This is a genomic window from Nitrosospira multiformis (genome assembly GCF_900111585.1).
Classification (GTDB): Bacteria; Pseudomonadota; Gammaproteobacteria; order Burkholderiales; family Nitrosomonadaceae; genus Nitrosospira; species Nitrosospira multiformis_B.
Genome location: NZ_FOHI01000002.1, coordinates 197036 through 216570, shown reverse-complemented (window position 1 = coordinate 216570; position 19535 = coordinate 197036). Strand labels below are relative to the sequence as shown.

The window sequence follows — 19535 nt, the reverse complement described above, 5'->3', positions numbered from 1 at the left end:
CGACATCAATAATCCTTTAAATTTCAGGATTCTATTTGATATCGCAATTGTAGTGTCTCCGCTTGGAGACAGTTCTTCAGTCTGTGCGATAACACACATAGCTAGATAGTTGATAAACCTTACGGTATAAAGGTGGCATAGATATTGCTTGATTGTTTTTTACCTTCAGTGCTATACGAGGATAAACTACATGCATATTTTTCGGCTACTTTATGCTCTCATTACTCACAGATATAACTTTCTGCCTCATGATAGTGAAGATAGCGAAGCAATAATTTCATTCAAGTCTCCTTATCGGTTGCATGATCTTTGTATCGGGGAGCGTGATTCCGAGTCGGTTCGCGATCATCCTATCGATCAACAGCTCTTTCATATTCGGATGGCTAATTCAGAAGATCAACGTGAAGCCGCGAGTTTGCTCATAAAAAAAAGGTATTCCTGGAGAGGTTATTCTGTTGATATGCCGGTAATCAATGAGCCTAACAGAATTACATTGATCGCTGAAACCGCAAACCAGACAGTAGGCACTATGACCTTGTGTCTGGATGGCAATTCATCGTTGCCCGCGGATGAGAATTTTGGTGACGAACTGAATGAGTTGCGAGCGCAGGGACGAAAGCTGTGTGAACCTTCCAGACTTGCGATTGATGATAATGTACCTCCCCGGGTTTTTGCTTCACTGATCCATATTTGCTATATCTACGCGGCGAATATCCATGGTTTTACTGATTGGGTGGTAGAAGTAAATCCTCGTCACGCTGGTTTCTATAAAAGAATGCTGGGATGCAGGCAGATTGCCGAAGAGCGAGTTTGCACCCGTGTTGACGCACCCGCGGTGCTGCTTAGGGTGAAACTTGAATATATGGCCGAGCAAATTGGGAAATTCGGCGGATTGATGGAGCAACACGGTAACGAAAGATCATTTTACCCTTATTTTTTTTCCGCACAGGATGAAGGTGACATTACTGAGCGACTGAAAACCGGGGGTGTCTGGATACCATCTGCGTGAAATTCACGCACATGCTTTTTAACTTCTGCAACCTTTCTGTCCCTTGAAGCTGATACTTTTCCATCAATCTCCCTGCCAAAGCATTTGGCATTGATGCTATCATTCATATCATATATATAGCTCACCTATATAGCTCACCTCGAAAATTGCTCCCCTATTCCTACTGATCGGCCCGGGTAATGGTTCAGGATTTCTCATATCGTGAGGCCACCTCCCGCAATATTGGGTGGGTAACACCTGTCGAACAGGAAATTCTACGGTACAAACGCGTTGCAATTGCCGGATTGGGTGGTGTCGGTGGTATTCATCTGCTGACCTTGGCTCGACTGGGGGTCGGCGCATTTCATATTGCGGATTTTGATGTTTTCGATCTGGTCAATTTCAACCGCCAGATAGGTGCCACGGTTTCAAGCCTCAATCGGCCAAAGAGCGAGGTTTTAGCCGTGATGGCGCGAGATATCAATCCGGAACTGAATATCAAAATCTTTCCTCAGGGCGTCAATCCGGATAATTTGCCGGAATTTTTCGAGGACGTTGATCTGTATATCGATGGTCTCGACTTTTTTGCCTTTTCAGCTCGCGCAGCAACGTTTTCGGCTTGCCAGGAGCGGGGTATTCCCGCCATAACGACCGCTCCTTTAGGCATGGGATCGGCATTATTGAATTTCCTGCCTGGTAAAATGACCTTCGAAGAGTATTTTCAGTGGGGTGATCTACCTGAGGTGGAAAAGGCCCTCCGTTTTTTGATAGGGCTCGCGCCCACTGGTCTACATGCCCGCTACCTGCTGGATCCTTCCAGCATCAACCTCAAGGAACGCCGCGGTCCCTCGACGATAATGGGTTGCCAACTCTGCGCGGGTATTGCAGCTACTGAAGCTCTGAAGATACTACTGAATCGCGGTACGGTTTTGGCTGCTCCACATGGAGTTCACTTCGATGCCTACCGCAATAAATTGATCCGTACCTGGCGTCCGGGTGGGAACAGCAATCCTCTCCAGCAACTCAGTCTCGCAATCGCCAGGCGTCGCCTGAGCAAAAAAAATGCTAAAAAGCTCTTCAGAGATCCGGAACAATATTCTTCCACGGATACTACCATTCCGCCTGAATCGGCAGGCTGTGAGGGTGAAAGCAAAAGGCCCGCCGACCTCGAGGCACATACATTAATCGAACAAATCCTCGATCTTGCCAGATGGGCGCCGAGCGGAGACAATACCCAGCCTTGGCGGTTCCAGATCGTCGGGGACAATTACCTGATAATACATGGTTTCGATACCCGTGAGCACTGCGTCTATGACCTGGATGGACGTCCTAGTCAAATTTCCATCGGGGCATTGCTGGAAACCATATCTATTGCCGCTACAGGCCATGGTCTAAAAACACGTATCCAGCGAATTCCCGATTGTCCCGATACGAAACCAACTTTCGACATCCATTTCGAGACTGACGCGCATCTTACGCCCGATCCGCTTATTCCTTATATACCCTATCGCAGTGTTCAACGCCGTCCCATGAGTACGCGGCCTTTAACCGGGAGAGAAAAGGGTGCGCTAGAGGCTGCAGTGAAACCTCAGTATGACATCTTATGGCTGGAGGGTTTTTCCAGACGTCTGGAAATGGCCCGATTCCTGTTCGACAATGCAAAACTGCGTCTGATTATGCCTGAAGCCTATCAGGTGCACCGCGCCATCATACAATGGAACTCCCGCTATAGCGCGGATAAAGTACCTGACCAAGCACTCGGAGTTGATCCACTTACAGCACGGTTAATGCGTTGGATTATGGGAAGCTGGAATCGTGTCGAATTTTTTAACACTTTTTTGGCGGGAACCTGGGCGCCGCGTCTCCAGATGGATTTGATACCCGGCATGGCCTGTGCCGGGCATTTCGTTATCCTGGCGCCTCACGCGCCTCGATCCATCGATGATTACGTGAGCGCAGGGCGCGTTATGCAGCGCTTCTGGCTTACAGCTACCAAACTTGGCTTGCAGTTACAGCCGGAGATAACTCCCCTCGTTTTTGCACGTTATAGTCGTGAAGGTATTCCCTTTTCGAAGACAAAACAATGCATTAAACTCGCCACCTCACTGACCCGGCGGCTCGATCATATTCTGGGAGAAGAAGTCGCGACCAGAGCCGTTTTCATGGGACGCATTGGCGCTGGCAAAAGACCGACTTCGCGGTCTATTCGACTCGAGCTGGAGCAGATGCTTTGGCGTACCTGAGGGACAAGTGCTTCAATATGCCCGTTCGTCCGCTTCATTCATTGGTAAGTCTGTGGTAAGTCTGTGGAATACTTGTCTCCCTTCCGGAGTCTGGAACAACGAGGAATCTGATGGGCTATTTGCTGACCGCTGATTCCGGGATGGCAGTCATTGGATTCTGAGTCACTGAGCCAGAGGGCGACGCATCTTAGATGGCATGCCCGGCCAACGTCACGGGCAGCAGCCATGTAATACTCGTCCCATGATTCCCTCCCTGTAATTGGCTATACTCCATACCATCCTACAACCGGAGCTAGGCACCGAGGTATCTAGGCAATCACTACTCCGTGAAAACGCCCTCACAAAGGTATCGAAAATGCTGTGGAAGAGGCACAAAAGCAGGAGCAGTGTCGATATTTTTTACACTTTTGAATTCCAGCCTAGATGAAGGGGAACCGAGAATTTGCAAGTACCTGATATTAGGGGTGAAATAAAATAACATAAAATCTGGCATATGAATTGCTAGGTATAATCATAGAATTGCTTTGTATAACTTGGAACAAACAGCTTCTTTTATTTTTATTGCTATTGGGAGAGAATTGTGAATAAAAAGCTCATCAATTTATCAATGGCTGCAGTACTGCTAGGTGGCCCCGCTATTGGATATTCGGCAACTCTGAATACGTTCAGCCCAGATGGAATACTGCAAAATTTTACAGGCTTCGACTGGCATTCAAATGGGGGTGGCTGGGTTCAGGGGTTTGACCTGACCGGTGCCAATAACGCTGGTGATAGCGATACCTTCACCTTGACGTACCAGGCCTTTGCAGGTGTCATCAACACCACTTCCCCAACGAATAATCTATTTGTGGCGTCGCCTGGCCCCGAAACCGGGACGTACGAAGTAACTACCTTTCAGCAGATTACACAGACTGCGGTTTGCCAGAACGACGGGTGTACCAGCATTCAGATCACTACGAACAGCGGAACATGGGAGATCTTCCTTGATTCCAACCCGGATGCGAACCAGGCCACCGGGACGGGTTTTCTCGACGGAACGAGCATACTGAGTGGAACATGGGACAGTGGTTTTAGCACCTTCTCTGCAACCGGTGCAATTCCTGGTCCGGATGTACTCGGTACGGGCGGCGGTTTTCTGTTCGGCACAGTCACCAACACTAATAGCACGTATATAAATCCGGCATTGGTAGGCACCCAGTTTCAAGCCTCGCTTCAATTCCCCGGCCAGAGTGCGCCGGAATATACGCGGCCGACAGCATTTAACGGGGTTGCCACGGGGGCTGACACTGCATCAAGTTTTGTAATACAAACCGATGGATCACAAGGTTTTACCGCCGCGGAAGTGCCTGAACCCGGTATTTTAGCTCTGATGGGTATCGGTCTGCTTGGTTTTGCCTTCACGGGTCGTCGTCGCACCTGAGTAAACAGCGGTATATCGCGTTCACTCTTCGGGCCACCCCTGTCAGGGTGGCCTTTTCATTGTCGTGTCGGAGATATTGAGCTCCTGGCTCATCCAGCCCGTTATTCGCTTCGCCAGTTGCCAGATCCACCCGTTGGATCGAAGCTGCTACGCAGTGATGTCAACAGGTAAAGCCATATCCTGTTCCGCATGTTCTATATGTTCGCACACTGTGCGAAAAAACCGGGCAGCCGGTGCTCCCCCCATTAGACGACGATCGAAACTCATGGTGAGAACCATGGTCGGTCTTACCTGCACCGCGCCCTCCACGGCGATCACTCGGTCTTTCACCAAGCCGAAAGAATAGCCAATCGGCCATGGCCAGTTCGCAACCATCATATCCACGCCATATTTGGCGGGCGATGAAATCATGACTGAGCCACCTCGATGCTTGATCCACTGATCGGGAAACCAGCGCGGAATCGATATTAACCGGCGAGCCAAAGCGGGCGGAAGGGTCTCAACCATGCGTTTGAGCAGCCGCCAACGTTCGTTGGTTTCTTCTGTTGACTGCGCCAAACTTTGCAATTCTTTGGTGATGGCAGCTACATCCAGCTTGTCAGTATCCCTGATCGTACCCGCGAACACTGCCTGTTCGATGCCCGGCCGGTCACGTTCTACCGCGATTGTCATATGCACGTCATGCAATTGCAGGATTCGCTTCCAGAACAATCGTTCCACTGCCATTCGGTTAGCATATGGATGCTCTCGCAAGGCTATTGAAACCGCCTTGGCTACAATTGCAGTGTACGAAGGTTTGACGCCGGTCTGCCGGTTGACGGAAGTCCGCAATGCCTGTGCCGATGTCATATCAAGTTCCGAGAGCATCGCAACTTTATTATCGCCGCGATTTTCCACGTTCAAACCGCCCAGCACCTCGAAATATCGATTTCTCTCAAGTGTTGTGTATTGATGATCCATCTAGTCGCCTCCTTATCACCGCCAATTATCCAGCAGGTTTTTTACACCTTCTTTTTTTAATGAAGAACCTGCGCCACAAATTCCCGAAAACGCTGTTTGGCATCTGATTCTGCCAAGACCTGGCTTATCTTGATTGCCGCTCGTCCATACGATGGATTATCCAGCATTGCGGTTACAGCCATCACGAGGTCAGTAGCGGATATCCGAGCGCAATGCAAGGTAACAGCGGCCCCCAACCGCTGCACTGCATTCATATTCAGCAGTTGATCCAGGTTCGAACACAGACCGATGACCGGCACGCCGCTTGAGAGCGCCTGATAAGTAGTCAGGCTGCCGCCGTTGCTGATCACTATTTTCAAGCGTGCAGCAACTAGGTCCAATGGCAGGTAATCAGTAATATATGCGTTCGCTGGAACCTCATCTATGGTAATTTTTCTTGCAGTAGCTACGACAACCGTGATCGCAAGTTGTGATAAGGCAGCAAGCGCCATCGGCAGAAGTGCTGCCATACCCGAACTGCCTAGGCTTAGAAACACTATCGGTTTGTCTTTGGATAAGGAGTCCCACCATTCAGGCAGAGAGATAGCGGGGGACCAGAGTACTGGACCAAGATAGCGATGGTGGGGAGGTAAATTAAGCGCAGGCACTACTTCCGGGATATCTGCGTATAAAGTGTAATCCGCCCAAGTGTATGTGTTTCTGATATCCTGCCCCAAAGGAGTCAATCCGAAACGTCGACGCAACCGGTTCAAGGGCCTGGCATGGAGGGCGAAGGCGACGGGTCTGATGATATCGAATAATTTTTGCGCAAGTGTGATACCGAGAATGCGGGTCACCGGAAGATCGGGAACAGGGTAGCGGGTCACTGCATAGGGGCTCCAATAGGCGTTGACTACGGTGGCAAATGGAATTTTCCGTAGCGGTGCACTCACGGCCAGAGATAGTCTGAAATCTCCTACGACGAGAGCGGGTCTGACGAGATCAAGCAGCGCCAGATCATCTTCAATATAGCGGGAGAGGGTTTCAAGGCTATACACGGGTTTTCCCCGAGCAAGGGCTAGCGCAAATTCGGCTGAGGGAATAGACCGAATGGGATGGAACGTGCAGTTCAGTGGCGCGTCTAAATCAAGATAGCGGGGATCCGAGGCGACAACCACTTCATACCCGGTAGAATCAAGGGCTCGCGCCAATGTCACGATTCGACCGAAATGCGCAAGGGTGACTGCTTCAGCAACTAGAAGAATAATCGGCTTATTTCCGGTTTCCATTTGCGGCTTCGTCACGGCAATAATACCTTTTACGTTGAGAATTATTTCGTATCATACTTCTTCCTGAAACCAGGGGCGTATCGATGTGCATCGTACCTTCCGCCTGGGGTAAGATTAGAAGTCCCCTCAATGGAATTTTTCTCAGCATAATCCGCGGCGCAGGGATTACCTTGATTCAGCATTAACGGTCCATCCTAGATAAGGCTTGAGCGACAATGATCAATTCCGATCCGATTGTTACAATTCGTGCGGCTGCTGCCAAGCGCAAGCAGAGAACTTGTTCCCCTGTTCTCCCGGGCAGTAGCGCGATGTGGCAGCGCGCACCGAGCAGAAGGATATAGAGAGTGGATCGTATTCGGCTCGACTTTTTGCTTGCATTTCGAAATATGGTGCGCCACAAGCGTCGCAGTGCCATCGCTGTTGGCGCGGTTACGTTTGGCATTATCGCCCTGATCCTTGCAGCGGGCTTTATCGAGTGGATATTCTGGGGCATGCAGGAAGCCACCATTCAGTCGCAACTCGGCCATATCCAGATCAGCAGACCGGGCTATCAGGAAGCAGGAAAAGCTGACCCATACGCTTATCTTTTACCGGATGCAATTCCTGAACTGGAACCGGCAAACGGCCCACGTCAAATCAAGACCATCATCCCCCGCCTCTCCTTTGGAGGCCTGATCAGTCACGGAGACGCAACTCTTTCATTTATTGGAGAAGGGGTCATCCCAGAGGAAAAAGCCATTCTCAGCGGCTCGGTGGAAATTTCTGCGGGTGAAAATCTTTCAGTAGATGACCTGAAGGGCATTATTCTAGGTGTGGGTCTTGGCCGCAACCTCAACGTAAACATTGGCGATAAGGTTGTGCTATTGGCGAGTACCGCATCAAGGGGTGTCAATGCGGTTGAGGTCACTGTCCGAGGATTGTTCTCCACCGTAAACAAGTCTTATGACGATATCGCTCTACGCATGCCGATCGAAACAGCCCGCCAACTCCTTCGGGTCAAAGGTTCTCACGTATGGGTAGTGTTATTGAATGACACAGCGAAGACCGATACTGTACTCCAAAGATTACGCGATTCATTGCAAAAGAGTGATTTCGAGGCTGTTCCGTGGTATGTCCTGGCTGATTTCTACAATAAGACCGTGGCTTTGTTTACAAAACAAATCCATGGCCTCAAGCTGATAATCGCCTTCATCATCCTTCTTGCCATTTTGAACGCCATGACGATGTCGGTAATGGAGCGGATCGGTGAAATTGGTACTGATATGGCACTTGGTGCCAGACGCATCGACGTTCTCCGACGGTTCCTGAGTGAAGGCATTCTGCTCGGCGGTTTCGGCGGTCTGCTCGGCGTTACGATAGGGGTAGCACTGGCTGCCATGATATCGAGCATTGGGATCCCGATGCCGCCACCCCCTGGGACGACCCGTGGCTATACGGGCGAAATACTTGTCACGTGGAATATTGCGTTCGAATCCCTTTTGCTTGCGATTGGCGCGACGCTCATCGCCAGTATATACCCAGCCTGGAAGGCATCCCGAATGCAGATAGTGGATGCGCTACGTCACAATAGATAATTCGGAAAAGTGAATAATGCTCAGACTGGCCTTTCGAAATATCTTTCGACAGAAATCGCACACCGCAATGACTCTGGCGGCGATCATGAGCGGCGTGGTAGCTCTTGTTCTTGCTGGCGGCTGGGTGAACGATATTTTCGTTACTTTATCGGAGGCTCTTATTCACTCTCGATCCGGTCATCTGCAAGTCTACAAGAAAGGTTTTTTTGCTGCTGGCGCACACGCTCCGGAGAGATATCTGCTAACGGATGACGAGGCCATTAAACGGCTTATCATGAATAACGAGGGTATCGATAGCGTAATGGCGCGACTCAATTTCTCGGCCCTGCTCAATAACGGCCGGGCTGACCTTCCCATCATCGGAGAGGGTGTAGAACCAGCGAAAGAAGCGGCGCTTGGAAGCTCCGTCTCGATCATCTCGGGGCGTCAACTGCAAAACACGGATAAGTTCGGTATCGCTATCGGGGTGGGCGTCGCCCAGGAATTGAAGCTGAAGCCCGGCGATCACGTAACCCTGCTGGCAAATACACTGGAAGGAGCATTAAACACCATTGATCTGGAGGTCGTCGGCGTATTCAAGAGTTTCTCCAGTGATTATGATGCTAGAGCAATAAGAGTTCCGCTCGCCGCGTCCCAGGAGTTGCTGGGCACGCAAGGGGTTAATGCACTGGTCATCTCACTGAAAAAAACGGACGATACACTTCGTATTGCAGGATTGCTAAAAGAACAGTTAGAGACTTTGGGGCTTGAGATCAAAACCTGGATCGAACTCAACGATTTCTACGAAAAAACGGTAGAACTTTATGGACGCCAGCTAGGTTTTCTGCAATTGATTATCCTTATCATGGTTCTGCTCGGCGTCCTGAACAGTGTCAACATGAGTGCTTTTGAAAGAACAGGAGAATTCGGCACAATGATGGCGCTGGGCAATCGCAGAAACGAAGTATTCCAATTGATCGTCACGGAAAACTTTCTACTGGGAGTGATCGGCAGCGGCCTCGGACTCGGACTCGGAATTGTCCTCGCGCTTATTATCTCTGCTATGGGTATTTCGATGCCGCCGCCTCCAAATTCCAATCTTGGCTATACAGCCCACATTCAGATTGTCCCCGGCGTTTTGCTGGTATCCTTTGCCATCGGTATAGCGGCAACAGTATCGGCGGCTATCGTTCCCGGGAGGCATATCTCGCGCACACCCGTTGTTGATGCGCTACGACAGAATATATAAAGGTATATAAAGTACTTGCTTCTGAAATCAATCAGAATGAATACCGCAATTCGGTATAGACGCGGTCAGCATGATCGAAACGGCCAAACAGACCAATAGGTGGACCGCCAAATACGTCTGCTCCAACCGCCCAACGCCAGTTCGGTTGGAAATTCCAGGATAATCGAGGCCGGAACATCCAGTCGCTACGATTCAGACTGTGGATCAGTAAAGCTTGGGCCTCAATCTTGGGCGATAGTTTGCCATTGAGCAGAATGCTGGCGCCATTCTCAAGCTTGTCCAGAGGGAGATCCGGGTCATGTGCAAAAAAGACACGCTGAAAGAACTGCAGATTCAAGCGGGTTTCGGCAGGTAAACTGAAGTCCAGGCCTATAACATAGTCGAGCGTATTCTGCCTGACCAACCCATTCATTGCGGTGGCTCGCGTGACGTTGAATTTGCGTCCATCTGTATAAATCAGTTCGCCTTTTAGCACGATTGAACCGAAGTCTTTCGAAAGGGTTCCGCCCACCTGATCAATCTCATCATGACGGGGCTGGAAGACAGGAGGGTCGGCCGGCCCACCGATGCGGTAGAACGTAGGCGACGAATCCAGGCTGTGGTAGTAGAAACCCGAAATATCCCAACCATTTACGAGGTGCGATAAACGCACCCCATAGTTGGAGTTACCGATATTCCGCCCGGAGCGATCTTCTGGAAGATAGGTAGCTACCCCGCGCAGGGGACCGGGATAGAAATCCGCTCCCGGCCTTCCAATCTCGTCAAGAGTCGGCACAGGAATCCACACTACTTCAGCATGGGAATCCCCCTTCGAATATTCTGCGCGCGCCGCCCATTGGGGAATGCGCAATATGTCAAAGGCAGGCAGGACAAATTCCCGCAAATCCTTCGCTGATACCACGTCGGCGAAGAACAGTCCCACCATCTCACCCCATATCACATGCTGACGACCGAGACGGAAATCAAAATCGCCAGCCGAGACATCAAGATAATTTTCTCGGACGAAAAACTGGTAGCGTTGATCCTGACGAACCGCATGTGGATAAAAACTGGACAGGTCATAAGCTGCGTCATAGTCGAAGCGACCGCTTATTTTCCATTTTATATTTTCGTTGAACTGCCCCGTGCGTGATAGCTCCGTTCGAAGCTTTGCTTTCGATAAATGCTCGGGGTCAGTATAAGTGTCTGCGATTTCCAGTTGAGAAAAACCTCTCCACCCAGTTACCAACCTCTTCCAGGCAGGTATAGGTTTTGATGGCTTTTGCTCTTGATCCAAATCGTCGCCAAATAATGCTTCCCGCGACGTGAACTCGCTCTCCGCATCATTCCCGGCAGCGATGACAGGGGCAGGTTCTCTGTTCAGATTTATCGCATGATCTTTTGCTGTATGGGCCGAAATAAAAAAAAGAGAAGGTGACACGGACAATAGCAAAGGCTTCTCCTCATGTAGCCTTCTCTCTACGTCCACTCCGTGCGAAACCACAGCGCCCGCTCCATCATCTGACTCCTGTACCGGACGAGCGGAAGACGTTCCCATCGATAAAGACAAAGTGAGCATCAAAGGCTCGGCAGGTGTTGTACGGTCTTCACTCGCGTCGTAGATAACACGTACCGGTTTTGCAGCATCCGGAAGCTGAACCTCCGCCTCCCCCGCAAAACTGATCGACCTTACAACAAGCAGCGCCTTTATGCTTATCAGATATGCGCACCTAATTCCGTAACTCATCGGCGCTACTCTCGTCTTTACCTTTGGAAGTCACCTTTTTCACATCTATCTATTCCTATGCTCAATAACGTGCATGGATTTCTCCTTACGAGTTTCCCGTTGCACGATCTGACCATCTTCGATATGTATTACATTGTCTGCGATCGCCATGACACGCGAATCATGAGTAGAAAAAATAAAGGTTGTCTCAAATTTTTCGTTAATATTCTTCATCAACTCCAGGATGCCTTCACCTGTCGCATGATCAAGATTGGCAGTAGGCTCATCAGCCAGTACTATTTTCGGATGCGTTGCAAGTGCCCGTGCAATTGCTACACGCTGACGTTGTCCTCCGCTGAGCTGATTCGGCCGATGTCGGGCAAACTTGGATAAACCGACGATACCGAGATATTCCGCAACGCGGGTGCGACGCGCTGCTGTCTTCAATTCCCTGAATTGCAGCAACGGATACTCGACGTTCTCCTCAGCTGAAAGAACGGGAAACAAATTGAACGTCTGAAAAACAAACCCGATAGTTCTTGCCCTGAGCCCGGACAGGTCATCTGGAGTACGACCGCTGATATCCTGGCCATTGATTAAAACTTTGCCGGAGGTGGGAGTATCAATACAGCCAATCAGATTGAGCAGCGTTGACTTGCCACTGCCAGATGGACCTGCAATAGCGAGGAAAGCACCGGAGGCGATATCTAACGTAATGTCTTTTAATGCCTGGACTTTCTGCTCACCAAGGATGTAATCTTTGGAAACATTCTCGAGGTGCACAATGCTCGTGTCACTCATAAAAATCCCCCGATCGGTAATCCCCGTAGTAATTGGCATTCATGATAGGAATTGAACATGCAAAAAAATTCTGAGCAATACTTATTAACAGTGATTCTCCTATTTGCTATTGCGGTGCCAACCGCAGTAGCAGACACAAATGATACTGAGCTGGCTCAAACAATTCTGGAAAAGGCTGATCAGATACGATTCCCGCGAGAGAGTTTTCAGGTCGACGTCACCATTAACACAACCGCTCCGGATCATCCGGAAGATTTGCGCAAGTACAGGGTCTTATCCAAGGGTAACGAAAATAGCGTAGTGATGACCACGGAGCCAGCTTCGGAACGAGGTCAGATTTTATTGCTGAAAGGGCGAGATCTGTGGATATTCATGCCGGAAGTCTCCCAGCCCGTACGTCTATCCCTGTCCCAACGGCTTACCGGTCAAGTAGCAAATGGGGACTTGGCTCGCGCAAATTTTGCCGGGGATTACAACGCTAAAATTTTGCGCACAGACGTCATCGAGGGCGAAAAGTATTACGTGCTGGAACTCACAGGAGTCGACCGTGGAGTGACTTATCATAAAGTTTTGTATTGGGTTGGGCAATCAAATTTCTGGCCTTATCGAGCGGAGTTCTACTCACTGTCCGACCGTCTACTCAAAACCGCCCGGTACGAGAAATTCCAGATGCTCCATGGAGCACTACGTCCAACCCGTCTTGTCATGGAAGATGCCTTGCGTACAGGTGAACAATCGGTACTCGAATACTCGGGAATGAAACAGCGCGATCTGCCGGATAAGGTTTTCACCAAAGATTATTTAAAGAAACTCGACTAGGGCTATCGCGAGAATCATAAAAAAGCGACAAAAGCTCTGAAACCGGCATTTTTAATTCGTTTTACGTAAAATAGCATTTGTTGGCTCTCGTATTAACAGACAACAGTCTGCAAGAAGGCCGCAATAAAGAAATATTTTTTTCGTCCTAAAGTATCAGTGAAAGCTGCCGTTGACTGAAGCATGTCTCTAACCGAAACACCCGATCTGGGCCATACCTTCAAGAGGTACTTCGAAATCGTGCCGGCGTTTTCGGATGTATTAAGGGATGAGGTTCACCGTATCCGGCATGAGGTTTATTGCGAGGATCTCAAATTTGAGCCCCTCCGGCAGGATAGGCGAGAAAGCGATGAGTATGATATTCACTCGCTACACTTTTTGTTACGCAATGTCCAGACACAAGAGTTCATTGGCTGCGCGCGCATAATTTCTCCCCGGGCGAAGGATCCCAATTACCCTTTACCCTTTGAGATAACCTGCGCTGATACATTGGACCGGTCGATTATCGATCCCGCACTGTTGCCCCGCCATCATATCGCAGAGGTATCACGTCTGGCTGTCGTTGCCAGTTACCGAAGACGTAAAGGCGAGGCGAGCAAAGCGATTGACATTGCGGATGAGGATTTCGGAGTAGCACAATCGCGGCGCTTTCCTTACATTCCAATCAGCCTTTACTTAGGTACCTTCGAACTGGCGCGCTTGCATAAAATCGAGACTTTGTTCATTCTGACCGAGGAGCGCCTTGCACTGCATTTTGCCAAACTCGGGTTCGACCTTAAGTTCATCGGCCACCCGGTCGAGCATCATGGTATACGTGTTCCGTCAATGATGAGTGTCAGTGGAACGATAAAGGGTATGAGACCCAATTTGCGGCCGCTCTATGAGGTTATCGCGGAGGATATAAAAAGGAACCTTCCGGAAACAGGAAACGGCCTGCCTGGGATAGAAAATGAACATTCAGAGAGTAGGCCCTAGGGGATTATTGCCGCGAAACCTGCTACATGAGAATCAAGTCATATTGTTCCTGGGTATACGTCCCCTCCACCTGAAGACTGATGGGTTTGGCGATAAAATCGGCAAGTTGCGCCAGGCTTTGGGATTCTTCGTCGAGAAACAGATCGATTACCTGCTGTGAAGCCACAATGCGGAATTCACGCGCATCGAACTGACGGGACTCCCGCAGCAGTTCGCGCAGGATTTCATAGCACATGGTCTGGGCTGTCCGGACTTTGCTGCGACCCTGGCAAGTCGGGCAGGTTTCACACAAAACGTGCGCCAGACTCTCCCGTGTCCGCTTACGCGTCATTTCCACCAGTCCGAGGGCGGTGAAACCGTTCACCGTCATGTGAGTCCGGTCTTTCATCAACGACTTCTTGAATTCGCTAAGAACGGCGTTCTGGTGTTCCGCGCTCTCCATATCTATGAAATCGATAATGATAATGCCTCCCAGATTTCGAAGACGGAGTTGGCGCGCAATGACCTGGGCCGCTTCGAGATTCGTTTTGAAAATGGTATCGTCAAAACTGCGTACGCCGATGAATCCTCCAGTATTTACATCGATGGTGGTAAGCGCCTCGGTCTGATCAATGATCAAATAGCCCCCGGACTTCAGGTCGACGCGCCTCGCCAGGGCTTTCTCGATTTCATCTTCCACCCCATACAACTCGAACAAAGGGCGCTCGCCCGCATAATGATCGAGTCGCTCCACTACGTTGGCCATATACAGCCGTGCAAAGGTCGCCATCTTCTGGAAAGTCTCCCGCGAATCCACCAGGATGCGGGTCGTATCATCACTGATGAAATCACGTAAGACGCGAAAACTCAGATTCAAGTCCTGATACAGCAGCGCGGGCTGAGGGATCAGGGATTTTTCCTTGATGTCGCGCCACAGCTTGTGCAAGTACTCGATGTCCGTTTGCAGATCCTGTTCACTTGCCGCTTCTGCCACGGTACGGATAATGAACCCCCCCTCTTCCCCGGCCGGCAACAACTGTTTCAGTTTTTCACGCAACGACTTCCGTTCGGTTTCATCTTCGATGCGCTGGGAAATGCCGATATGCGATACCTGGGGCAGATAAACCAGCAAACGGCCCGCAATACTGACCTGAGTCGACAGACGGGCACCCTTGGCGCCGATGGAATCCTTGATAACCTGGACGAGGATATTTTTTCCTTCGTACAACAGCTGTTCAATCGGTTTATCAGCGTCTTCACTCTGCCGCAAGCGCCAGATATCAGCAAGGTGGAGAAAGGCAGCCCGTTCGAGACCAATATCCACGAAAGCAGACTGCATGCCGGGCAGCACCCGGATTACGCGCCCGTTATATATATTGCCGACTATACCGCAATTGCTGGTGCGCTCTATGTGCAGTTCCTGAACGGCGCCATGCTCGACCACTGCGACACGTGTTTCCTGGGGAGTAATATTGATAAGAATTTCACAAGACATAAGAGATCCGGCTTTTATTGCGGCTCACTGAAATATTCTTATAGCGGACTCTTCAAGCAATTGCGCCGTCTCAAACAGTGGCAATCCGACGACACCGCTATAACTGCCGGAAATCTCCGAGATAAAAACCGCCGCCCTGCCCTGAATTGCATAAGCCCCTGCCTTGTCATATGCCTCGTTGCAAGCGAGGTAATGACCGATTTCCTGGTCGCTGAGATTGCGGAATCGGACACTCGATCTGGACAGACAAACCCGGGTTCCATTTCCCGCTGCCACGGCGGCGGCCGTCAAAACCTCATGAACCTGGCCGGACAGTGCACGCAGCATTTGCTTTGCATGGAGAGGATTTTCCGGCTTGCCAAAAATCCTGCCGTTCAATACTACCGCTGTATCCGCTCCCAAAACCGGGAAATCTGCCCAACCTCGCTCACTCATTCGCTTTCGCCCCGTTTCCGCTTTAACGCGTGCAATCCGTTCGACATACTCCCGCGGCGGCTCCTGCGGCAGCGGAGTTTCATCTACATCCGGTATCCGTTGCAAAGCTTCGCGCAACGGTAAAACCATGAAGTCCACGCCGATCTGCTTTAATAATTCCTGCCGGCGGGGACTGCGGGAAGCAAGATAGATGCGATTTTCCACAAAAGTTATGGCGGGGTGAATGCTACGGGAGCGCAGTTACTTCTGTTACATTGTTATTCTTTATGCACGATGATACGGATGACCCTTGATCAGCGATATCGCGCGGTAGAGCTGTTCCGCCAGCAGAATTCGAACCAGCCCATGAGGAAGTGTCAGGGCAGATAACGCCAGGACTTCATCCGCCGCATTCCTGAGGGTCGGGTCCAGTCCGTCGGCGCCGCCAATGAGGAACGCGGTGTCACCTCCATCCTTCATCCAACTGCCAATGGCATGCGCCAAACCGGCGGTAGTCCATTGGCTCCCGCGCTCATCCATTGCCACAAGCCGACAATTGGAAGGCAGTAGCGCGCGGATACGTGCGCCTTCGGCGGCCAGCAGCTGTTCCATTTTTTTTCCGCTGTCCCGTCTCTCGGGTTTGATCTCCAGAAGCTCGATGCTCGCCTCACGTGGCATCCGTTTGGCATATTCCTGAAAACCCGCGGCAATCCACTCCGGCATTTTATGTCCCACCGCATAAACGAGGAATTTCATGCGACAAGGAATTTCATACTGAAAACATGCCTATCCAGTGCTTCGGGAAGAATTTGTTTGAGAGACGCCCACGCCGAGAACTTGGCGTTCGCTCCCATATTTCCTTCACCTCTCGTCATCCGGATTGGTCTTCGCTCGGGTGACTCTGGCTTTTCTGGTCTTCGCAGGGGTCGCGGGTGCTGTCTCCCCCTCTTCAGCGGTAGGTGGTCTTGCGACCGGCTTCTTCCTGCTCGAGTTTTCGGATATTTTGTTGATCCTGGCAGCTTGCGCCCACAACTCCTCGAGATTGTAATGGGCGCGCACCGCGGTCTGCATGACATGTACCAGCACGTCGCCCAGATCAACCAATATCCATTCCCCGTTATCCTCACCTTCCACACCGTAAACCATGCCACCCGCTGCCTTGACTTTCTCGACCACATTGTTCGCGATTGCCCGTGTCTGCCGCGTGGAATCACCGCTGGCGAGGATCATCCGATCGAACAAGGCTGTCAGTTTTTTGACATCGAGTACTTCCACGTCGCGCGCCTTGATTTCGTCCAGCGCTGCAACAACGGTTTTTATCAATTTGGCCGGCGTCATCGTTATTCCCGATACAGATCATTAGCAGCAATATAATCCCGAGTATCCTCGGGAACCAGATAGCGGATACTTTTCCCTGAGGCGACGCGTCTGCGGATGGCTGTTGCCGAAATATCCAGCAATGTCGTCTGCGCAGTAAAGATCAAGCCCCCGGATGCATATTTAAGACTCTCTGCACTCGACGTCCAGCGCTCCCTGCATTCCTCTTCCAATTCCTGTGGCAGCGCTCCGGGCGACGTTCTGTCCTCCGTGGAAAGCAAATGACCGGGGCGAGCCGCAATAATGAAGTGACATAACTCGAACAATTCCCGCCACCTGTGCCACTCGGCCAGTCTTATGAATGCATCCGCTCCGGTAACGAAGCAGAGTACGGCATCCTTCCCCAGTTCCTGCCTGAGTTCGCGCAACGTATCCACGCTGTAGCTCACACCTCCGCGTATTACCTCTCGTTCATCGAGAATAAAACGGGAATTTCCATCGATGGCCAGGCGAACCATTTCTACTCTATGTTCCAACGATGCTTCCGGACCGCGGCGCAGCCGGGGAATTCCGGCGGGAACAAAACGCATTTCCCTCAACCCGGCCAGTTCGGCAATTTCTTCGGCGATTCGCAAGTGCCCATAGTGAACGGGATCGAAGGTACCCCCAAAAACACCGACCGGAGAAACAGGGAAATCATTCATTATCGGCGGGAAAAACGCTGATCATGCGAAGCTGCTCAAGCGGACAAAAAACGCCGGCAGCTGTCTTCACCTGTCTTCCCTGAATAATCTGTTTTTTACAACAGCACACGACGCAGATCAGCCAGCACTTCGACCAGGTGCGTCGTAAAGCGCGCTGCTGTCGCACCGTCGATTACTCTATGATCATAGGAAAGAGATAATGGCAGCATCAGGCGCGGGACAAATTCGCCATCCCGATAAACGGGCTTCATCACTGCACGCGAGACACCGAGAATCGCCACTTCCGGCGCATTGATAATGGGGGTGAACGCAGTGCCGCCGATGCCCCCGAGGCTGGAAATGGTAAAACTCGCTCCCTGCATATCGGTGGGCTTGAGTTTGCCTGCACGCGCCGAAGCTGCGAGATCAGACATTTCCTTGGCAATGGCGATGACCCCTTTCTTGTCCACGTCCCGAATCACGGGGACCACCAGTCCATGAGGTGTATCCGCTGCAAAGCCGAGATGGTAATAATTCTTGACCACGAGATTCATTTCATCGCCTTCGCTGGTCAGCGAGGCATTGAACTCGGGAAACTTCTTCAGAACCGCTATCGAAGCCCGCAGCAGAAACGCGAGCAGGGTAACTTTCACACCTTCTTCTTTTGAAGATTCGTTTGTTTCTTTGCGCAGGGTTTCCAGCTCGGTAATATCCGCTTCGTCAAACTGCGTCACGTGTGGAATCATGACCCAGTTGCGGTGCAGATTCGCCCCGGATATTTTTTTGATCCGCGATAGCGGCTTAAATTCCACTGGACCGAATTTCGCAAAATCGGGTTGAGGCCAGGGCAGCAGATTGAGTTCGGTCCCGCTACCCCTTGGCTTGGAGAGTTCAGCCTTGACGAAAGCCTGCACGTCTTCCTTGAGAATGCGCTGCTTGGGACCATTACCCTTTACCAGTCCCAGATTCACGCCAAGTTCGCGCGCAAAGCGTCGAACCGAAGGACTGGCGTGCGCCTTCGCAAACGTAGCTTCATCTATCGGAGAAGGAACGAATGCAGAGCGTGGAGAAGAACCCGAAGGTTGGGGTTGTGCAGTAGATTGGGGTTGCGCACCAGGTTGCGTCGCCGGCCGCGGCCCTTGTTCCGGAGAAGCGATGGCTGGAGCGGGAGCCGGCGGTGAAGTGGGTGCCACTTCCCGTGGCTCAGCGGACGGCCCTTGCTCCGCTTCTGAAGCTTCCAGCGTCAGGATGGGCGAGCCTTCCGATACCTTGTCGCCCACCTTCACGGATAACTCCCTAATTATGCCAGCAAAAGGAGAAGGCACTTCTATGGTGGCCTTGTCCGATTCAAGCACAATCAACGAGTCTTCCGCCTTGATCGAATCGCCGGGTTTCACCAGCACTTCTATTACAGGAACGTCTTTAAAGTCGCCAATATCGGGAATCAATACCTGTTTAGTCTCTGCCACGCCTCTTCCTTCTCGTATTAGATAATCCCGGTTTTCCACAACGAAATGATCACAGCAGGAGGATGCCGCCGTTCAAGCGTTCCGACTCCTGGTAGTGCAGTTCGCCGTTCCCCCAGTTCCAATTCCCAATTGGGCGGCTCGATGAAGAACAAGGCTAAACGACGCGCTCAGAGCCTGTTGTTTAGCCTTCTCCGCACACA

General features: G+C 51.0%; 17 protein-coding genes. 7 read left to right on the top strand and 10 right to left on the bottom strand.

Annotated features, from left to right (window positions below; genetic code table 11):
- Positions 1 to 190: 190 nt before the first annotated feature.
- From BMW46_RS04080 to pepA, 3 genes are all read left to right on the top strand, one after another.
- Complete coding sequence (locus BMW46_RS04080) at positions 191 to 1009, top strand: N-acyl amino acid synthase FeeM domain-containing protein (RefSeq protein ID WP_074705054.1); 819 nt, start codon at positions 191 to 193, stop codon at positions 1007 to 1009.
- A gap of 179 nt (positions 1010 to 1188) precedes the next feature.
- Entirely contained in the window at positions 1189 to 3231 is a 2043-nt protein-coding gene (locus tag BMW46_RS15925; protein ID WP_074705052.1) for a ThiF family adenylyltransferase, read from the top strand.
- 580 nt (positions 3232 to 3811) lie between these two features.
- Positions 3812 to 4651 carry a flocculation-associated PEP-CTERM protein PepA gene (gene pepA / locus BMW46_RS04070; RefSeq protein ID WP_074705049.1) on the top strand — a complete coding sequence of 280 codons (840 nt, stop codon included), beginning with the start codon at positions 3812 to 3814 and terminating at the stop codon, positions 4649 to 4651.
- 147 nt (positions 4652 to 4798) lie between these two features.
- Here pepA and BMW46_RS04065 read toward each other — a convergent pair whose 3' ends face one another.
- Together BMW46_RS04065 and BMW46_RS04060 are read right to left on the bottom strand one after the other, a co-directional pair.
- Entirely contained in the window at positions 4799 to 5611 is an 813-nt protein-coding gene (locus tag BMW46_RS04065; protein ID WP_074705046.1) for a 2-oxo acid dehydrogenase subunit E2, read from the bottom strand.
- A 56-nt stretch (positions 5612 to 5667) separates the two neighbouring features.
- Positions 5668 to 6879 carry a glycosyltransferase gene (locus BMW46_RS04060; protein WP_074705044.1) on the bottom strand — a complete coding sequence of 404 codons (1212 nt, stop codon included), beginning with the start codon at positions 6877 to 6879 and terminating at the stop codon, positions 5668 to 5670.
- Between the two features lie 344 nt (positions 6880 to 7223).
- Between BMW46_RS04060 and BMW46_RS04055 the strand changes: the two genes are divergently transcribed.
- Positions 7224 to 8453 (top strand): ABC transporter permease, encoded by a 1230-nt coding sequence (locus BMW46_RS04055; RefSeq protein WP_256376943.1) that lies wholly within the window; start codon positions 7224 to 7226, stop codon positions 8451 to 8453.
- 16 nt (positions 8454 to 8469) lie between these two features.
- A complete protein-coding gene (locus BMW46_RS04050) occupies positions 8470 to 9681 on the top strand; it encodes an ABC transporter permease (protein WP_074705041.1) in 1212 nt (403 codons plus the stop codon).
- A gap of 31 nt (positions 9682 to 9712) precedes the next feature.
- Here the strand turns inward: BMW46_RS04050 and BMW46_RS04045 are convergent, their stop codons facing one another.
- Together BMW46_RS04045 and BMW46_RS04040 are read right to left on the bottom strand one after the other, a co-directional pair.
- Positions 9713 to 11407 (bottom strand): DUF1302 family protein, encoded by a 1695-nt coding sequence (locus BMW46_RS04045; protein WP_074705038.1) that lies wholly within the window; start codon positions 11405 to 11407, stop codon positions 9713 to 9715.
- Between the two features lie 45 nt (positions 11408 to 11452).
- A complete protein-coding gene (locus BMW46_RS04040) occupies positions 11453 to 12226 on the bottom strand; it encodes an ABC transporter ATP-binding protein (protein WP_256376942.1) in 774 nt (257 codons plus the stop codon).
- 18 nt (positions 12227 to 12244) lie between these two features.
- On the opposite strand from BMW46_RS04040, the gene BMW46_RS04035 reads away from it, so the two are divergent.
- Positions 12245 to 13006, top strand: coding sequence for an outer membrane lipoprotein-sorting protein (locus BMW46_RS04035; RefSeq protein WP_081355667.1), 762 nt, complete (start codon positions 12245 to 12247; stop codon positions 13004 to 13006).
- A gap of 180 nt (positions 13007 to 13186) precedes the next feature.
- Entirely contained in the window at positions 13187 to 13978 is a 792-nt protein-coding gene (locus tag BMW46_RS04030) for a PEP-CTERM/exosortase system-associated acyltransferase (RefSeq protein WP_074705031.1), read from the top strand.
- Between the two features lie 22 nt (positions 13979 to 14000).
- Here BMW46_RS04030 and rng read toward each other — a convergent pair whose 3' ends face one another.
- The 6 genes from rng to aceF all read right to left on the bottom strand — a co-directional run bounded on the left by rng (position 14001) and on the right by aceF (position 19335).
- Positions 14001 to 15452, bottom strand: a complete 1452-nt coding sequence (gene rng / locus BMW46_RS04025; RefSeq protein WP_074705028.1) for a ribonuclease G — start codon at positions 15450 to 15452, stop codon at positions 14001 to 14003.
- Positions 15453 to 15476: 24 nt separating this feature from the next.
- Positions 15477 to 16100, bottom strand: coding sequence for a Maf family protein (locus BMW46_RS04020; RefSeq protein WP_074705026.1), 624 nt, complete (start codon positions 16098 to 16100; stop codon positions 15477 to 15479).
- A 51-nt stretch (positions 16101 to 16151) separates the two neighbouring features.
- Positions 16152 to 16622: a 23S rRNA (pseudouridine(1915)-N(3))-methyltransferase RlmH gene (rlmH, locus tag BMW46_RS04015; protein ID WP_074705023.1), complete on the bottom strand. Its 471-nt coding sequence runs from the start codon at positions 16620 to 16622 to the stop codon at positions 16152 to 16154.
- A 105-nt stretch (positions 16623 to 16727) separates the two neighbouring features.
- The gene (gene rsfS / locus BMW46_RS04010; RefSeq protein ID WP_074705021.1) at positions 16728 to 17204 is read right to left on the bottom strand and encodes a ribosome silencing factor; all 477 of its coding nucleotides are present in this window, start codon (positions 17202 to 17204) and stop codon (positions 16728 to 16730) included.
- 2 nt (positions 17205 to 17206) lie between these two features.
- Positions 17207 to 17887 carry a nicotinate-nucleotide adenylyltransferase gene (gene nadD / locus BMW46_RS04005; protein WP_074705018.1) on the bottom strand — a complete coding sequence of 227 codons (681 nt, stop codon included), beginning with the start codon at positions 17885 to 17887 and terminating at the stop codon, positions 17207 to 17209.
- A 95-nt stretch (positions 17888 to 17982) separates the two neighbouring features.
- Complete coding sequence (gene aceF, locus BMW46_RS04000; RefSeq protein WP_074705015.1) at positions 17983 to 19335, bottom strand: dihydrolipoyllysine-residue acetyltransferase; 1353 nt, start codon at positions 19333 to 19335, stop codon at positions 17983 to 17985.
- Between the last annotated feature and the right edge of the window lie 200 nt (positions 19336 to 19535).